The sequence below is a fragment of the Carboxylicivirga fragile genome (assembly GCF_050589805.1).
Lineage (GTDB): Bacteria > Bacteroidota > Bacteroidia > Bacteroidales > Marinilabiliaceae > Carboxylicivirga > Carboxylicivirga fragile.
In genome coordinates, this window is the sequence record NZ_JBNGOY010000055.1 from 1 (window position 1) to 18,612 (window position 18,612).

Below are 18,612 nucleotides of genomic sequence, written 5' to 3' on the forward strand. Positions count from 1 at the left end.
AAGGGTGGCAGATATGGAGGAGTGAGGAACGAACTACGGAGGATGGCATATGTGGTTTTTACCACACAAGGCTGCCTACCTGCCGGAGGCTAATAGATAAAGACAGCCGAAGCCCGCAGCGACTAGCAGGCGAGCCACATACTGGCAGTGACAGGACTGAAGGCTTATGGTGGAGGAACGAGACCATGTGCCTGAAGGAATGTGGAACTGCCGTGAGGATGACCGAAGGAACTGCAAAGGGCATGACAGGTTCACTTTTATTTGATGGGCGATGGTAGGATGTATTGATGTTCGATGTGTTAAAGTTAAGGCGTAAGGTATAATAGGTAGACACATTGCCCATGAATAAAGTGACCGCACTTCGGTTAACTCAGTGACCGAAGGTGAGCAGCTTTATTTGAATCCTTTAAAAATAGACACTGAAAATAAGGCTGCGAAAGCCTGGCATGGTCTTTTGCTGACGAGGGATGAAGAACACCTATGGACCGGGTCAAGTAGATGAGAGATTATGATGTTTGATATATGATAAAAGATCTTTGAATTATAATTGATGAGGTGTGTGGTTTGTATAATTGCGGTTCTTCGTCAAATTTTGGGATGTTGTGATCATCTAAAGTAATTTACCTTAGCTATCTGAATATCTATGCTTAATAGCATGTTTTAATGTGAAGTAGTTTAAAGTCGTACTGAAAAACTGCGAGTACTATCTTGATTTAATCAGATATTCTATTATTTGTTTTTGCCTGATTGAACTCCCGTTTCATTGCCTTCAGCTAATTTTTATTCCGTAGCTAAGGTTATGCAAGAAGAATTGAGCTAAAGGGAATGAAAACCAATTTGTCACTCTCGAAATTTCCAGACAACATTAAACAACTTCATAGTGTATATGTCAAAAACATGCAGTACGATTCCGACTTTATTAATCATCATAAAATAATGATGAATATCGCCTGGCTGTTGTCTAACATCTAAAAATCTAATGGTCTAATTGTTATCAATATTTTATTCTTTAACCTTATCAACTTCATTCTTCCAATTATTGGCAAGACGAAAACCAATATTGCCACTGTTGCTCTCCGGATTACTGCTGCCACGATAAGTTATCCGGCAGTAATCGGCGCCGAAGTACCAACTACCACCACGTACCACACGAAAAGTGCCTCCTGAAGGTCCCGATGGATTTTGTATAGGACTATCGTTGTAATAGTCCTTGCCATACCAATCGCTACACCATTCCCACACATTTCCGCTCAAATCGTAAAATCCCAATTCGTTGGCTAACTTTTGTTTTACAGCATGAGTCTTACGGCCACTGTTTTTTCCGTACCACCCCACAGTGTTTAAACTATCACTCCCGGAGTATTTGTAACTACTACTCAGATTACCTCCTTGTGCCGCAAATTCCCACTCGGCTTCTGTAGGCAGACGGTAGTGCTCACCTGTTAATTCGTTTAAGCGTAACACAAATGCCTGAGTCATCTCCAAACTGACAGATTCTACAGGTAAACTGTCTCCTTTAAAAAAGCTTGGGTTACTACCCATCACAGTTTTCCACAAGGCTTGCGTTACCACAGTTTCACAGAGGTAGTAATTGTTTAGTTTTACCTCATGTAATGGGTGCTCAGCTTCACCTCCTGTATTACTACCCATAGAAAACGTACCACCATCTACAGCAATCATTTTAAAAGATATACCATCAAACTGCTCAGTGTAAGTGGCAAAGTGGTTAGCAGACTTCCCCTGATGCTTGTACCATATATAATAGCCTGATACCAACAGAATAATAAACAAAATTTGTTTCCATGCGGTGCTGCGTTTCGCTCCTACAAATTGATTCATATTTTTAAACTTTTATGTTTAAGTACTATTGTTTCCGCCACTGTAGCTTTTCTATGGAGGAGTGATAATTCTTAATTCACCTTAGCGTTGTGGTTTTTTTTTCAAATTAGGTGAGCGTAAGCTGTATTTAGTTTTTCCTGTTTCCGGCTCTTGAGTTATCGATTCCGGAAAATATTCATGAATCTCAGGATTTTCCTTTATTATTTTTTCAAGGATATAAGCATAGTTAAAATGATTTTCACCTTCATTTCTATCCCGAGCATTATAGGCAATATACTGAAGGTATTTTATGCATTTCTTTTCCCACTCTTTATCAACTTCTTTATAGAAAGTACTTTTTGCAGTAAACTTAATATCAGTCATTACAGTCTTTTGGTCAAATGATGGATTTGTAAACATATCCATAACCAATTTATCGGCTGTTTCATAGTCTTTTTTATCAATAGTGCTTTTTAATTTATGATATGCAAGAATATAATCTTTGCCTTTAAAGTCCTCCAGATCACTTACTCTTTGTGTATCTCTGCACCAACGATAGCCCTTATATAATTTCTTTTCCACACGTTCTTTTCCATATTGTTTTTCCATTTTTGCTCGTTCAGTAACAAATTTCTTAAATAGCGGATGATCTCTATCTGATATATAATTAAAGAAAACTTCTCCCAGGATTTTGTCAGAAAGGTCATCACCTTTAATCTTTAAAAGTTCGTCTATTGCTTTGGTCTGATTTTTTTTATCATAACTCAAATCCATTCCATTAATATAGTCGAACATAAATTCAGGATCTCTGTTTCCTTTCTCGTATTCAGGATATAAGTAACTTGACCTTAACTTAGGATTCATTGAGCAAGCCGCTATTTTAAGAAACTTATCAGCATCATGTCTTCCTCCTGAGCGGTGAAGCACTTCTTTTGTTTCAGGATCGATAAAGTAGTATGCAGGAAATGACTGAACCCTGTATTTTTTTGCAAAAGAAATTCCTTCACCATGTTCAGCATCAATTTTAAGTGACACAAATTTTCCGTTGATAGCCTGACCAACTTTATCAAGGCTAAAAACCTCATCAGCCATTAAAAGACAAGGTCCGCACCATTGTGTGTACACATCTATAAAGACTAACTTGTTCTGCTGTTTAGCCAATTCACAAGCTTCGTTAAACGACGTATGCTCAAAATTAATTCCATTTTGCGCTGATACCATTAAGGAACAAAGTGCTATTAAAAAACTTACTATTATCCTTTTCATTTGTTTAAAATTAAGTAACAAGACGTAAGACTGATTATCAGCTTGCCTCATGTGAATACACGATTGTGGTATTTATTATCGTCCTTTGTGATACAACTTAATCTGGATATCACAAATCTTGTTTTTCAAACCCTCTTATCCGAGACAATTTACTTTAGCAAACCTTCAATGGTTTTTTCCAGTTCCTTGCCATGGATACCTTTAGCGACGATATTGCCTTTTTTATCAATGATAACATTGTAAGGAATGCCTCTTACTTTGTACTTTTTTGTGAATTCACAATCCCATTTATTGAGGGCTGAATAATTATGCCAGTTTAATTCATGATTTTCAACAGCAGCTAACCATCTTTCTCGTTTACTGTCTAAAGAAACAGCAAGAACTTCCAATCCCAGAGGCTTAAATCTCTCATACAGTTTTTTAATGTGAGGTAGCTCTTTACGGCACGGACCACACCACGAAGCCCAGAAATCAATCATTAACACCTTCCCTTTGAAATAATCAAGACTGATAGCATTGCCTTCAAGCGTGGTGAAGTTAAAATCGATGGCGCGATTTCCAGGGGCTATGGATTTGATTGTTTCTAAATTATGGCCTATGTGAGTATATAGTTGATAGTCTTTTGCCGCCTTTGGAAGCTTTGCGTAAAGCTCAATTGCCTCTTTATAATTATTCGGATTTTTTGACCATTCAAACAGTTCATATAATCCTAAAATATTGGAAGCATTATCAGTGATAAACTTTGTTCTTAACTCACTTACTTTTTTATAGGCTAATTCGTTTTTCCCATTCCTGAATATTTCCGTTTTCTCATTTTTATAGGCGAAAAATTTTGAATTAAGGCTTTCTCCACTCAGTTTTTTTATTAGAGGCATGCCTTTGAAAATGAGACCCTCTAATGTTATTTTTTTGTTTTCTAAAAAAATAACCTGGCCATATTCTGTGTTTTCCAAATTTGTGATATATCCCACTTTAGCATCTCCAATCTCATATGAAAATGTAAATTCTCCCTCTTTGACTTTTATCACCTCTTTTTGTACAAACTCCCCTTCTTCTAGAATCCAGAAATATAAATTGGCTTCTTTTATATTGGTGATTTTTCCTTTAATATGAAGTGTAGGTTTAGAACAGGATACCAAAGTCAATGTTATTAGAAAGAGTCCCATGCTTTTTAAAATGTTATTCATAACTACCATTTTTTTTGATGAAACAAAAGAAGATGAAGTATAAAACGTCATCTTCTTTTATTTGAAGGTTAATCCCAATTACCAAGTTTTTTTATTGCTAAACAATATATTTCATCATCATAGCTAACAAGCACGTCTCTTCCTCCTTCTACCGAACGACAAATGGCATTCAGTCCATTTTCACTTCTTCGTAATACGACATGGCCTTACGGAAAGGGAATTCCATTACCTTTTCTTTCTTTTTGCCAGGAATTTGGAACGAGATAGTTACTGATTCTGTTGCTTCATATTTGTAGTTCCCTAAGCGTGTCAAGAATAGAGATATGCCATTTTGAAGAATTGCTTCAGCTTCACTTATGTTTGTGGCATTTTTGCTTTGAGTAATTTTTAATACATGTCTCAGGTAGTTGATGTGATTTCGGTCAATAACTTTTTGATATTCATGTTTTCCAGATTCGTTTAATTCTTTCTGTAGGGTGTTGAGGATATGCGATGAAAAATCATAGAGATTCAATACCATTGATTGCATTTGAGCTACTGCGCTCTTAAGGGATTGATTGCAAAAATCATTTCCAATCTCCATAAGATCTTCATCTAACTTTTCGATCCTGTTCTTCACAAGGTTACTATCAAAATTAGGCAGCTGTGGCAACTCCAATGCTACGGTATAAATCGCAGCTCTGGATTTAGTATACGTATGGTCGATTAGATTTGTCTCCTCAAATTCATCTGAAGGACTTAGTAAAAGGATGCTTGCAGGTAATTTGAAGATCGTATTTACTTTTTCAATGTATTCGTTGGTGTATGAATGACTGCTTTGCGACAGTCCCAATACAATTAAATCTGCATTGGCTGATTCAGAGTTGATAATTTCTTCTTTGGTACGCGAACCAAAATCATCGCTTATTACTTTAATCTCTGCTTGTATACGTTTGTCAATAAGTATAGCATTTGTATTGCGGTAAAGGTTGTCGTTTAAGGAGGTATCACTATTTATTATCATTATTCTTACGTTGGCATCGCGCCAGGACTTATCTGACAATAAAAAACGCAGAATGTTAAGCGAAAAGGATAGATGTCTTCCTTTTCCATTCCACCAAATATCTATACTTTCTTTTTTTCCAAAGCCATTGTTCTTATCATAGTCCAGAAAAATAGCATTCAGCTTTTTGGTTTTAAAATCCTTAAGTACATCTGACATAAAACCTGTATTGCCATTACTTTTGCTCCATCCTAATAGTACAGTGTTAGGTTCAAAACCACTAAAACCATAAATATTGGTGATCGATTTTATGCCTTCCTTTACAGAAGAACATTCCAATTGTCTAACGAAAAAATCATGACCTTTTTTATTCTTTTTTAGTTGAGTATGCTTATGAATGTTGCGATCTTGTTCTTCGGAAGAGCTTAGTTTGAAGTCGGTTAGTGCGCCTAGTTTTCCTGATAGTGCTAGGCCTATTTCAACCAAATATGGTCTTGCTTTTTCTCCTCCACTAAAAAGGATAATGTTGGGTCTCCAGTTTCTTTTATTGTCTTTTTGAATACTAAGTTTAAGCAGTGCTTTTTTTGCTAAGTTTGTCCAAAAGCTGCTCCAAGCATCACCACTCTCTAAAATTAACTCTTTGCGTTGCAAGTAGAAATACAATAATCCTAAAGCCACTGTTGCGCCAGCCAGCGCTACAAAATCAAGTAATATCATCACAAAAAAGGCAGATAAAGTTCCTAGAATACTTACAATTCGAGGAATTTTAAAAGCAGGTCGAAAATCGGAGCTCGACCAACTTTCAATTACTGAAGCCAAGTTTAAAAAAGCATAGGTGGTAATGAAAAACATGGAGACAATGCGCGCAATCACATCTAGCTCACCAATCAATATGCCAGCTTCGGCAATCACAAATGCCAGCAATAATGCGTTTCTTGGCTCGTTGGTTTTACCCGTGCCCTTTGCAAAGGTTTTTGGAGCTATTTTGTCCATTGCAATCGCCTGTAATATACGTGGTGCGCCTAATATGCTTCCCAAAGCAGAAGATAGTGTTGCCCCCCATATACCTGCAATAACCAAAGCAGGTACCAATGAAATTTTAAACAGTATCTGCGGGTCGTTTACGAGTGCGTTGGCATCAACCGTATAGGCGTAGAAAAAAGCCAGAGCTATGTAAACAATAAATCCAACACCAACGGCCAACATTGCCCCGTAGGGTAATGATTTTTTTGGATTCTGAAGATCGCCCGACATGGATACGCCAGCCTCAAAAACAGTAACAGCTGGGAAAAATATACCAAATAAGACCATGAACGGTGCGGCAGTTGCCAGTGGAGCGATGTTTATTTCTTGAGGTACAAAATCGTGCTTACCAAAAAAAATGGATAGTAATGATAAGACAATGGCCGCCATAATAAAGTATTGCGACTTGATAGCCAAAGAGGTACTGACAAAAGTAATGGTAGTAACTGCTAGTAATACAATCGATCCAGTGATTCTAATGGTGTTAATGGTCAGCTCCATCTCCCAATATTGTAGGAAACTTTCTGCAAAACCGATTAGGTATAAACTTACACTAAACGACAGCCCTACAAACAATGCCCACCCAAGTGTGCCGCCTATGGGTAAACCAAGACTCCGGGAAATCATAAAATAAGTACCTCCATTTTGAACCGGCTTATCGGTTGAAAGAGATGCCACACTTAAACTGGTAGTTATTGATATGATATGGGCAATGAATATGATTCCTATGGTATTAATAAGGCCTGCCTGGCCAATGATAGCAGGAAACCTTAAATACATAATAACACCTAATATTGTCAGGATTGAAGGTGTGAAAACCCCACTAAAAGTACCGAATTTTTTCAGCTTAGCCATTATCTAAATTTATTAAATCGTAGTTTTGGATACCTGTACGCTTACACAGGGCAATTACTCGGTTTATAACAATCCCTTATGAATTTTGTTTCTAGATCAGTTTACTTGGTTTGGAGTGCAATGGCAAAGGAATAATATATTTTCATTAATGTCATTTCAACTGTTGATTGGCATAAATTATCTATACTTAGAGACCTTACTTTCTAAGTATTCCGTAATAGACTGCAAAATTATTCATGCAAAAAATGGACAGGAAGCCCTTGATTTTTGTGAATTGAATACCATAGACCTTGTTTTAATGGATATTAAAATGCCAGTATTAAATGGATACTAATTGTTCGTGAAGGTGATTCACTACCAAGATTTAAATAATGCTTATCATTTTATGTATCGATTAATATCATAATTGACACATAACTTTGCTGTGCAATTCTTAATATTGACATTTATAATACGAACAGTTGGTGCACGGTCTTTTAAAGTAAACTCTTGATGCACCTATAGCAGGCAGAAAAGTTGAATTAAAATTGTATTTTTAAAGGAATGGGAAACCTGATTGCATATAAGGGATTTTTAAAAAAGAGAATGCTGACTAATATTTTTGTTAGCTTAGTTCTGTTGTTAATGTTGCTTTCTAGTGTATCTGCACAAAAGCAATACTCCTTTTTGCAGGTCAATAATATTGATGGATTAGTTAGTGATCGGGTTGCCTGTATTCATAAAGATTCACGTGGTTTTATATGGATTGGAACTAAGGCTGGGTTAAGTTGCTACGATGGTTCAGGATTTGTTAACTATAAGCACGATTCATCAGATTCTACATCTATCCCTGATAACTATATCTTGCAAATTCAGGAGGATAAAAATGGTGATTTATGGATTCAAACAAGTTTAGGGTATATCGTATACAATACGCACAACGAGAAGTTTTACTCTGATGTCAAGACGTACCTTGGTATTAAAGAGGTAGAGTTTTATGTAGGAAATATCTATTTCGATGAAGATATGGAAATGTGGATAAAACCTGCAAATGAAGTTTTATTTGCCAGGTATGACTCACATAGCGAGAGCCTTGATCGTGTATTCTCACATAAAAAGGTACTTGATGTTCAGGTTGTAGATTTTAAACAGACTAACCATTTATATTATTATTTATATAACGATGGAACCATTGAATGCTACGATGATTCCAGTTATCAATTGAAATACGAGGATAATTTTTTGCATGGAAAAATGGAAGGTGGAAGTTTGGATCCAGGATTTTTTATCGATGACGATAATGATATTTGGTTCTACGGTAACGATAATGGCGTTTTTCATTTCAATTCAGCTCAACGGAAATGGTATAACTATTCAGTTAATGAAAGATCTATCCGTTTATCCAGCAATATTATTTATAAAATCATTCAGGATGAGAAAGGTTTAATCTGGATTGCAACTGATCATGGTGGTATTAATATTTTAAATAAATACTCTGGTGAAATTATTAAGGTGTATCATCAATCGGATAATGATAAGAGCTTGGCAGATAATTCTGTTACTGACCTGTACATTGATGATAACAACATCGTTTGGGCGGCAACGAATAAAAATGGTGTAAGTTATTATCACGAGAGCATTCATAAATTCCCTCATTACCGAAATTTATTGTCGGATAAAAGTAGCCTTCCTTTTAGTGATGTGAACTGTTTTGTAGAAGATAAGAAAGGAAATCTATGGATAGGAACCAATGGAGGAGGACTGATTTATTTCGATCGCTTAAAGAACACATATACATCCTATAAGCATAAAAAGGATGATTTAAACTCCTTAAGCAGTGATGTAGTGGTTAGTTTGCACATTGATCAGGAAGAGGAACTTTGGATAGGTACCTATGCCGGTGGGGTGAACCGTTTTAATGGTAAGCGTTTTAAGCAGTACTTATTTAATAGCAACACGGCCAGAGGTTTAAGAAATAACAATGTGTGGTCAATTATTGAAGATGACAGACAGAATATCTGGATAGGAACCAATGGAGGGGGTATTGTGATATATAATCGCGAAACAGACACTTTTTTGGAATTACCTAATATGGGTAAGTTAAATTTACCATCGCAATATGTGGCCGATCTTCATAAACTATCTAACGGGAATATTATTGTTGGAACAGCATATGGTGCAAGTATTTATGATACTAAGGAGCAACGTTATAAGCAATTGCCTGGAACGGACGATGGAACACATCTGGATTTTATCAATAAATCGGTAAATGAAGTTTTTGAGGATTCACGCGGTTTGTTGTGGATTGCAACCAATGAGGGTTTGAGTGTAATCGATCCACAAACATTGTTTGTAAAGCATTTTTCAAGTGCGGATGGATTACCTGAAGATATTATGAATTGTATAGAAGAAGATGAGTTTCAGACCATTTGGGTGAGTAAATCTACAGGCTTAAGTCAGCTAATGGTTAGTAAATCGTCGCGTAGTAAAGAATACGATTTTCAGATATACCATTTTACCGAAGAGGATGGTTTGCAATCCAATGAATTTAATCCAAATGCCAGTTATGAAACATCGAAGAACGAGCTAATTTTTGGTGGTGTAAATGGATTTAATTTATTTAAGTCGAAAGATTTAAAGAGCAACGAAATATTGCCAAAGGTTGTTTATACCGATTTACAGGTGTATAATCAACGCATATTTCCTGATTCGAAAGTTGGAAAAAGAAGGCTTCTTGAGAATTCAATAATGTCAACAAAAGAAATAGTACTTCAACACTCAATGAATGTGTTTTCTATTGATTTTAGAGCTCTCGATTTTTTTATCCCCAATAAGATTCGCTATAAGTATAAATTGGAGGGTTTTAATGAGGGCTGGTTAAGTCTGGATAATACCAGACCAAGAGTTACTTATACAAATTTGAATGCCGGGGATTATAATTTAAAGGTGAAAGCCTCAAACAATGACGGTGTTTGGAATGATGCATATACCGAACTTCACATTAAAGTATTACCACCTTTTTATGCGACACCAATCGCCTATCTTATTTATACGCTGCTCTTGTTGTCTTTAGTTATTTATTTTCGTTACTCAATGGTGCGTAAGGAAAGACTAAAGTTTAACATTGAACAAGAACGAATGCGCGCTAAGCAAAATCATGAGATGGATGAAATGAAATTGCGATTCCTTACCAATGTTAGTCATGAGTTTAGGACGCCACTAACACTAATTCTTACGCCATTACAAAAAATATTGGGGAAGAAAGAATATCAATCAGATCGGAAACTTTTAGAGGTTATTGATCGAAATGCAAGAAACCTGCTTACTCTGGTAAATCAATTACTAGATTTTAGAAAATTAGAGTTGCATGGCATGCGGTATAATCCATCGCATGGCAACATAGTTAGTTTTTTACAAGGTGTTATTGAAAGTTTTGAGGAGGGATTTAAGAAGAAGGATATCAATTTCAACTTTAGCCATGAAGTAGACCAATACATGTTGAATTTCGATGGTGATAAACTTCAAAAAGTAATGATGAATTTGTTGTCAAATGCTTTAAAGTTCACGCAAGAAAAAGGAAGTGTAACGGTTAATTTATCTGTTGATATGGAGATGGTGCATATTTCTGTAGTTGACAGTGGTATTGGTATTAAGAAAGAAGATTTAGATAAAATATTCATCAGATTTTACCAGTCAGATATTAATAAGAAGTTAGGACTGTCAGGCAGTGGAATAGGATTGAATTTGGCTCGAGAAATGGTTCAATTGCATAATGGCACCATACGTGTTGAAAGTGAAGAAGGGGTTGGTGCCAGTTTTATAGTTAGCCTTCCTGATGATAAAGTCAAACTGGCACTAGAAGCAGAGATAGATAAGGAAGATAACTTGGGTGTAAATGAACAAGAATTAGAGACTTCTGCAAGTGGCGTCCCAGTCATTCTATTGGTTGAGGATAATCTGGACTTTAGAACCTTCATGAAAGAATCCTTGCAGGATAAATTCATTGTTCATGAGGCTGCCGATGGGCAAATTGCATATGATACGGTACATAAGGTATTACCTGATTTAATTATCAGCGATGTTATGATGCCTAATGTGGATGGGCTTGAGCTTTGCCAAATGCTTCGTAAAGATATTCGGACTTCACATATACCACTCATTTTGCTAACTGCCAGAAGCGCCGATGAAGATAAAATTAAAGGTTTGGAAATAGGTGCAGATGATTACATCACCAAACCTTTCAATATGGATCTTTTAATGCTTCGAGTGAATCACTTACTTCAGAAAAGAAGCAAAATGCAAAAGCAATTTCAAGAAACGGTTGAAATAAATCCAAGTGAAGTGCAAATTACTTCAATGGATGAAAAGTTGATAAAAAAAGCTGTTTCATTGGTTGAGGAGAATATGTCCGAAGCAGGATTTAGTGTTGAGCATTTGAGCAAGGAGTTAGGCATGAGTCGGGTTTATCTTTACAAGAAGTTATTGGCCATAACCGGGAAATCACCCATCGAATTTATACGAATAATCAGGCTTAAAAGAGGTGCTCAGCTTCTCGAAAAAAGCCAAATGAATATTGCAGAGGTTGCATACGCAGTTGGTTTTAATAATCCGCGTTATTTTAGTAAGTACTTTAAAGAAGAATATGGATTGCTCCCAACTGCTTACGTAAAGGCTAAAGTAAAAGAATCTGATATGACTTGAGTTAAAGTTATAGCACTGTTTGAGACTGTAATTACTATTTGTGTTTTGTATCTGGTAATGTCTTGATTGGAATAAATAATCTCATTTTACGATTGCGGAAGTCATAATGTAATCTTTTTGGTTCATTTGTTTACAAGTGATGTAGCATTTGTTTTTACCCCTTTTTAATAGGCTTACACTTAAGTAGATTGCGTTGAAATATTACTAAATAGAATATTATTCAACAGTTATAGTATGAGAGTGAAAATTTGGATTTTATTGTTGTTGGGTACAATGCTTAGTTGCAGTGTGTCTCAGAATGAAATAAGCGAAAAGGATAAATTATTTAAAACTTTACAATCGCTTAAAGGAAAAGGAGTCTTATTTGGACATCAAGATACTTATGCTTATGGTTATACTTGGAATGATGTTGAAGGGCAATCGGATGTGAAACGTGTTACGGGTGATTACCCGGCTGTATTTGGATGGGAGCTTGGTGGCATTGAAGAGGGAAAATTAGCCAACCTGGATACCGTTTCGTTTGATAATATCCGGAAGTATGCTATAAAGGCATATGGTCAAGGCGGAATTAATACGTTTAGCTGGCACCCTTTCTCGGTTATCGACGGAGTAGATTCGTGGAATACCGAAACACGTGTAGTGGATAAGATAATACCAGGGGGCGACTATCATGAGGCCTTCAAAAAAGACTTGGATGCCTTGGCTGATTTTCTGAATAGTGTAATTACTGTAGAGGGTGTAAAAGTGCCTTTTATCTTTCGTCCATGGCATGAAATGGATGGCTCATGGTTTTGGTGGGGCAGTGACAGCTGCTCTCCCAAAGAGCTTAAAGAACTATTCAGGTTTACTGTTCAATATCTTCGTGAAGAAAAAGCTGTAAACCAAATGTTAGTCGCTTATTCGCCAGATCGAAACTTTAGTACAAGAGAAGAATATTTAAGTTGGTATCCAGGCGATGAGTATATCGACCTGATTGGTATGGATAATTACTACGATCTCTATACCAATGGTTTGTTAGATGAGGCTATAAAGAAACTTCACATCATTATTGATTATGCCAATGAGAAGGGTAAGATTTCTGCCTTCACTGAGACAGGATATGAAAACATCCCTGATTCAACCTGGTATACTTCTAAATTAGGAGTAGTGTTAAGCGATAGTATTGTGGCTGCAAACATTAGTTATGCTTTGGTTTGGCGTAACGATCCTTTGAAACATTTCTTTTTCCCTTTCCCGGGTCATCCATCGGCTAAATATGCCAAGGAATTTACTGATAGGGAAGATATCTTGTTATTGGAAGATTTTAAACAAATAAAGAATATGGACTAAGTCAGGTAGATACAACGAAGTTTATTGAAAAGAACTTTGAATGCGATACCTATAAAAAAAATGAAATGAAGAAGACCTTATTTGAAAAAAGACTGAAGAAGATAAAAAGCAACTATAACAGTTTGATTAATAAAAGCAATAAGCAGTTGTTTAGTACGAACGGTGTATATAGCCGTTATAAAAAACCGATACTTACACGAGATCATATTCCCTTGAACTGGCGCTTTGACTTAAATGAGGAGACTAACCCTTATTTAATGGAGCGCATTGGATTTAATGCCACATTTAATGCCGGAGCTATTAAGTTCAATGGTAAGTATCTTGTGGTTGTGCGTGTTGAGGGCAATGATAGAAAATCTTTTTTTGCCATTGCAGAAAGTGAAAATGGCATTGATGGCTTCCGGTTTTGGGATCAGCCAATAGTTCTGCCACAGACTGAAGAGCCTGATACCAATGTTTATGACATGCGTTTAACTCAGCACGATGATGGATGGATTTATGGCGTGTTTTGCTCAGAACGTAAGGATCCGAATGCACCTGATGGAGATACAAGTAGTGCAGTGGCAGCTGCTGGGATCGCACGCACGAAAGATTTATTGGAATGGGAACGTCTTCCAGATTTAATATCTACGACTGGACAGCAACGGAATGTTGTTTTGTTTCCGCACCTGATCGATGGTCAATACGCGTTTTATACACGGCCACAAGATGGATTTATAGATACAGGTAAGGGCGGAGGAATTGGTTTTGGACTATCTAAATCAATGGATCAACCAGAGGTTAAAGAGGAGCTGATAGTTGATGCTAAAACCTATCATACCATATATGAAATGAAAAATGGTTTGGGGCCAGCACCCATTCGTACCGATAAAGGATGGTTGCAATTGGCTCATGGTGTTCGAAATACAGCGGCCGGTTTGCGCTATACATTGTACATGTTTATGACTGACTTAGAAAAGCCATGGCTTATCACGCATAAGCCCCATGGTCATTTTATTGCACCATTAAAAGATGAGCGTGTTGGTGATGTTTCCAATGTGGTGTTCTCGAATGGATGGATTGCTGATGAGGATGGTAAGGTTTTTATCTATTATGCTTCATCCGATACGCGTATGCATGTGGCTACTTCAACAATTGATCAACTACTCGATTATTGTATTAATTCCCCACAAGATCAATTGCATTCTCATTTGAGTGTTCAAGCAATTCATAAATTGGTAGAAGGGAATAAAGCTCATTTGTACTTATTAGGCTAAATAAGAGTTCTTTGGTTTAAAATACTAGTGTAGGTTTTACAGCTATAAAAATCCAGTTTCATGACAGAAAAAGTCATATTAAGAGAAAAAATTGGCTACGGCTTTGGTGATGCTGCATCATCAATGTTTTGGAAGATTTTTTCCATATTTCTTCCCATCTTTTATACTGATGTTTTCGGTATTTCGGCAGCAGCTGTTGGTACAATGTTGCTTGTAACACGCATTTGGGATACATCTAACGATCCTTTTATGGGTGTACTTTGTGACAGAACCAATACCAGATGGGGTAAGTTCCGACCCTATTTATTTTGGGTAGCTATACCCTTTGGTTTAATTGGTGTATTAATGTTTACAACTCCAGATTTGGGTTTATCGGGCAAGTTAGTTTATGCCTATGTAACCTATACTTTAATGATGATGGCTTATACGGCAATAAATGTTCCTTATGCCAGTTTACTGGGAGTAATGTCTCCAAAATCAAACGACCGAACATCCTTTGCTTCTTATCGAATGGTATTTGCGTTTGCCGGAAGCATATTGGTGGTGCTTATTTATCAACCTTTGGTGGACTGGTTTAAAACTAGCTTTAGTGAAGCTACTTCGTATCAATTTACCATGATAATAGTCGGAATGATTGCCGTTTTCTTTTTTCTACTTACTTTTTCATGGACTCGGGAACGTATTTCACCACCTAAAGAGCAGAAGAACAATTTAAAGGAAGATATTAAAAACCTACTGGGTAATATTCCTTGGTTCATTTTATTAGGTGCAGGAGTTGCAACACTCATTTTCAATTCTGTACGCGATGGAGTTGCCTTATACTATTTTAAGTATTATGTGATTGACGAGGCTGCCATTACATTTTCAGCAACAACACTTACTTATAGCACAGCCTATCTTTTTCTAGGGCAAACAACTAATATGTTTGGCGTTATAATGGCGCAGCCGGTTTCAAAATTTTTAGGCAAGCGCAACACCTTTATGTATGCCATGTTTGGAGCTGCTGTCTTAAGTGCTTTATTCTATTTTGCCGATAGCAATAACTTATGGCTGATCTATACTTTGCAGGCTATAATCAGCTTTTGTGCCGGGATAATTTTCCCATTACTTTGGTCGATGTATGCCGATGCTGCTGATTATTCACAATGGAAATCAGGACGCAGGGCTACGGGCTTAGTGTTTTCAGCATCCAGTATGTCACAAAAACTTGGTTGGACAATAGGAGGTTCAATTACGCTTTGGTTGTTGGCTTATTATGGTTTTGAAGCCAATGTTGTTCAATCGCACGAAACCATTACAGGTATAAAATACATGATGAGTTTTGTACCAGGAGCAGCTGCCCTTATTTCTGGATTAACCATTATGTTTTATCAATTAAGTGATGAAAAAATGGAAGGTATTATTGCAGAATTAGAAGAGAAAAGAAAATCGGAACTATAAACAAATGTTATGTATAGAATAATAGGATTGGCAATAGGTGTGTTGTTTTTGTTCACTGCTTGTAAGCAAGTAAAAGAGGAGAGTATGATTGTGAAATCATTAAATAATGGCTGGACCTATCAGGAAATAGACGGAGATCATTCAGGTGATGCAACTGTTCCGGGAACCATTCATACTGATTTGTTGAAAAATGGTCAAATTGAAGATCCTTTTTACAGAACCAATGAGAAGGATTTGCAATGGATTGACAAGAAAGACTGGTTGTATCAAACTGTTTTTATTGCAGATAATAAAATACTATCGAATGATAAAGTGGAGCTACATTTTAATGGACTTGATACGTATGCCGATGTTTATCTGAATGATAGCTTAATACTTGAGGCATTTAATATGCATCGAGAATGGTCGGTTGATGTTAAGAATTACATCAAAAAAGGAGAAAATCGGCTTAAAGTTTATTTGCATTCTCCAGTGAAGAAAGGTCTAGAGTTGTATAATGCATCGCCCTATTCGTATCCTGCCAATAATGATCAATCGGAAAATGGAGGTTTAGACGATAAGAAAATATCTGTATTTACGCGTAAGGCTGGTTATCATTACGGATGGGATTGGGGGCCACGATTTGTCACTTCTGGTATTTGGCGATCGGTTGAGCTTCAGTGCTGGAATGATCTAAATTTAGAATCGGTATACATCAAGCAACCTTTCGTTACAGCTGAATTGGCACAGTTAGTTGCTAATATTGAAATAAGTGCCGAACATCAAATAAATGCCGAAGTTGAGATTACAAATATGAAGGAGCAAAGGCTTGTGGCAAAGCAAGTACTTGTTCTTGAAAAAGGAGCAAATAGTTTTTCAATTCCTTTTGAAATAGCACAACCTAAATTGTGGTGGAGTAATGGTTTAGGAGCTCCCAATATGTATGATTTTAGAGTCCAAATTAAAAATGTACATGGGAGTGCTATTTCGAAACGAACCGTTTCTACAGGTTTACGATCCATCAAATTAGTTTGTGAAACGGATAAAGAGGGAGAGAGCTTTTTGTTTGAATTAAATGGAGTTAGGGTGTTTGCTAAGGGAGCTAATTATATTCCGAATGATAGTTTTTTACCAAGAGTGGCAAAAGAGGATTACGAAAAGGTGGTATCAGATGCTGTGAAGGCCAATATGAATATGTTAAGAGTTTGGGGTGGTGGTATTTATGAAAATGATTATTTCTACGAATTATGCGATCGCAATGGTATTATGGTTTGGCAAGACTTTATGTTTGCATGTTCAATGTATCCAGGCGATAATGCCATGTTGGATAATATTAAAGCAGAGGCCATTGATAACGTGGTTCGACTTCGTAATCATCCATCAATAGTTTTGTGGTGTGGAAATAATGAGATAAATACCGCATGGCATCATTTTGGTGAAGGAGGATGGGGTTGGAAGCAGCAATATTCTGAGGAGCAACAAGAAGAAATCCATAAAGCTTATACGGATATATTTCATGCAGTTTTGCCCGAGGTGGTTGAAAACTATACGGATAATATGAGTTATTGGCCGTCATCACCACAAGCAGGCTATGATCCGCAAATGCATGCCAGTGATAAAAATACTTCTGGCGATATGCACTATTGGGGGGTATGGCATGGTTTGCATCGTTTTGAAGACTTTGATAAATATCGGTCTCGATTTATGAGTGAGTATGGTTTTCAATCATTTCCTGATTTTGAGTCTGTGCAGACTTATACGCAGCCCGATGATTATAACATCGAGTCGGATGTAATGGCGGCCCATCAGCGAAGCGGGATCGGAAACCTTCGAATAAGAGAATATATGGGTTGGTATTATAATGTACCCGACGATTTTGAAGCGTTTTTGTACATGAGTCAAGTCTTGCAAGCACATGGTATTCGTATGGCTATTGAAGCTCATCGGCGGGCAATGCCTTATTGCATGGGTTCCTTGTATTGGCAAATAAATGATTGTTGGCCAGTAGCCAGCTGGAGTAGTACTGATTATTACCATAAATGGAAAGCTGTTCATTATGCAGTTAGAGATGCATTTGAACCCGTTATGCTTAGTACAGTTAATAATGGCCAACAAGTTGATGTGTTTGTGGTTTCCGATTTACTAGAGGATAGAAAGGCACAACTGCGAATGCAATTAATGGATTTCCAAGGTAATATTTTTCAGGATGAAACGACAGATATTGTTATTGAGCAAAATACAAGTACACAATTAAATTCGATTAAAACCTCCGACTTTCCAAGATTGGATGCAACCACAAATGTGTTGGTTTTAAATGTTGTTGAAAACGATGAGGTTTTATGTTCTAAATACCATTATTTCGAAAGTCAGAAAGAGTTGAAACTAAGGGAACCTAAAATTAATGTGAAAGTTGAAGAAGCAGAAGGTGAAACTTACTTACTAGTTTCGTCAAATACACTCGTTCGAAATTTATACTTATACGATGAACTTTCCGGTTTAATACTCGATGATAACTATTTTGATTTGTTGCCTGGTGACATGAAAAGAATTAAGGTTTTAAGTGCTACATATTCAGTGAGTTCAAAATATGTTAACCATCGATACATAAGACGTTAACAAATTGACACATATATTAGTATTAAACAACATACTTTTGGATTGACCTGATTCTGAGGTTAGGGAATTAAGCATAGAATTAAAGAAACAAGAGTTGTGAAGATATTCATAGTTGATTTTTTCAACCATGGATAGATGATTAAAATGTTGCCCAAATATGTAAGTGTATAGTATACACTAA

9 protein-coding genes are annotated in these 18,612 nt (G+C 36.5%); 5 read left to right on the top strand and 4 right to left on the bottom strand.

Annotation, left to right across the window (positions count from 1 at the left end; all coding sequences use genetic code 11):
* Window positions 1-1,002: 1,002 nt before the first annotated feature.
* From ACRD7B_RS19335 to ACRD7B_RS19350, 4 genes are all read right to left on the bottom strand, one after another.
* Entirely contained in the window at window positions 1,003-1,839 is an 837-nt protein-coding gene (locus tag ACRD7B_RS19335; protein ID WP_430826286.1) for a formylglycine-generating enzyme family protein, read from the bottom strand.
* 81 nt (window positions 1,840-1,920) lie between these two features.
* A complete protein-coding gene (locus ACRD7B_RS19340; protein WP_430826287.1) occupies window positions 1,921-3,084 on the bottom strand; it encodes a thioredoxin family protein in 1,164 nt (387 codons plus the stop codon).
* Window positions 3,085-3,233: 149 nt separating this feature from the next.
* Window positions 3,234-4,271: a redoxin domain-containing protein gene (locus ACRD7B_RS19345; protein WP_430826288.1), complete on the bottom strand. Its 1,038-nt coding sequence runs from the start codon at window positions 4,269-4,271 to the stop codon at window positions 3,234-3,236.
* Between the two features lie 169 nt (window positions 4,272-4,440).
* The gene (locus ACRD7B_RS19350; RefSeq protein ID WP_430826289.1) at window positions 4,441-7,131 is read right to left on the bottom strand and encodes an amino acid permease; all 2,691 of its coding nucleotides are present in this window, start codon (window positions 7,129-7,131) and stop codon (window positions 4,441-4,443) included.
* Window positions 7,132-7,716: 585 nt separating this feature from the next.
* Here ACRD7B_RS19350 and ACRD7B_RS19355 point away from each other — a divergent pair.
* The 5 genes from ACRD7B_RS19355 (at window position 7,717) to ACRD7B_RS19375 (ending at window position 18,431) form a co-directional block, all read left to right on the top strand.
* A complete protein-coding gene (locus ACRD7B_RS19355) occupies window positions 7,717-11,811 on the top strand; it encodes a hybrid sensor histidine kinase/response regulator (protein WP_430826290.1) in 4,095 nt (1,364 codons plus the stop codon).
* 234 nt (window positions 11,812-12,045) lie between these two features.
* A complete protein-coding gene (locus ACRD7B_RS19360) occupies window positions 12,046-13,140 on the top strand; it encodes a glycoside hydrolase family 26 protein (protein ID WP_430826291.1) in 1,095 nt (364 codons plus the stop codon).
* A gap of 65 nt (window positions 13,141-13,205) precedes the next feature.
* On the top strand, window positions 13,206-14,396 hold the full coding sequence (locus ACRD7B_RS19365) for a glycoside hydrolase family 130 protein (protein WP_430826293.1): 1,191 nt from the start codon (window positions 13,206-13,208) through the stop codon (window positions 14,394-14,396).
* A 60-nt stretch (window positions 14,397-14,456) separates the two neighbouring features.
* A complete protein-coding gene (locus ACRD7B_RS19370) occupies window positions 14,457-15,836 on the top strand; it encodes an MFS transporter (RefSeq protein WP_430826294.1) in 1,380 nt (459 codons plus the stop codon).
* A 9-nt stretch (window positions 15,837-15,845) separates the two neighbouring features.
* A complete protein-coding gene (locus ACRD7B_RS19375; protein ID WP_430826295.1) occupies window positions 15,846-18,431 on the top strand; it encodes a beta-mannosidase in 2,586 nt (861 codons plus the stop codon).
* Window positions 18,432-18,612 lie beyond the last annotated feature (181 nt).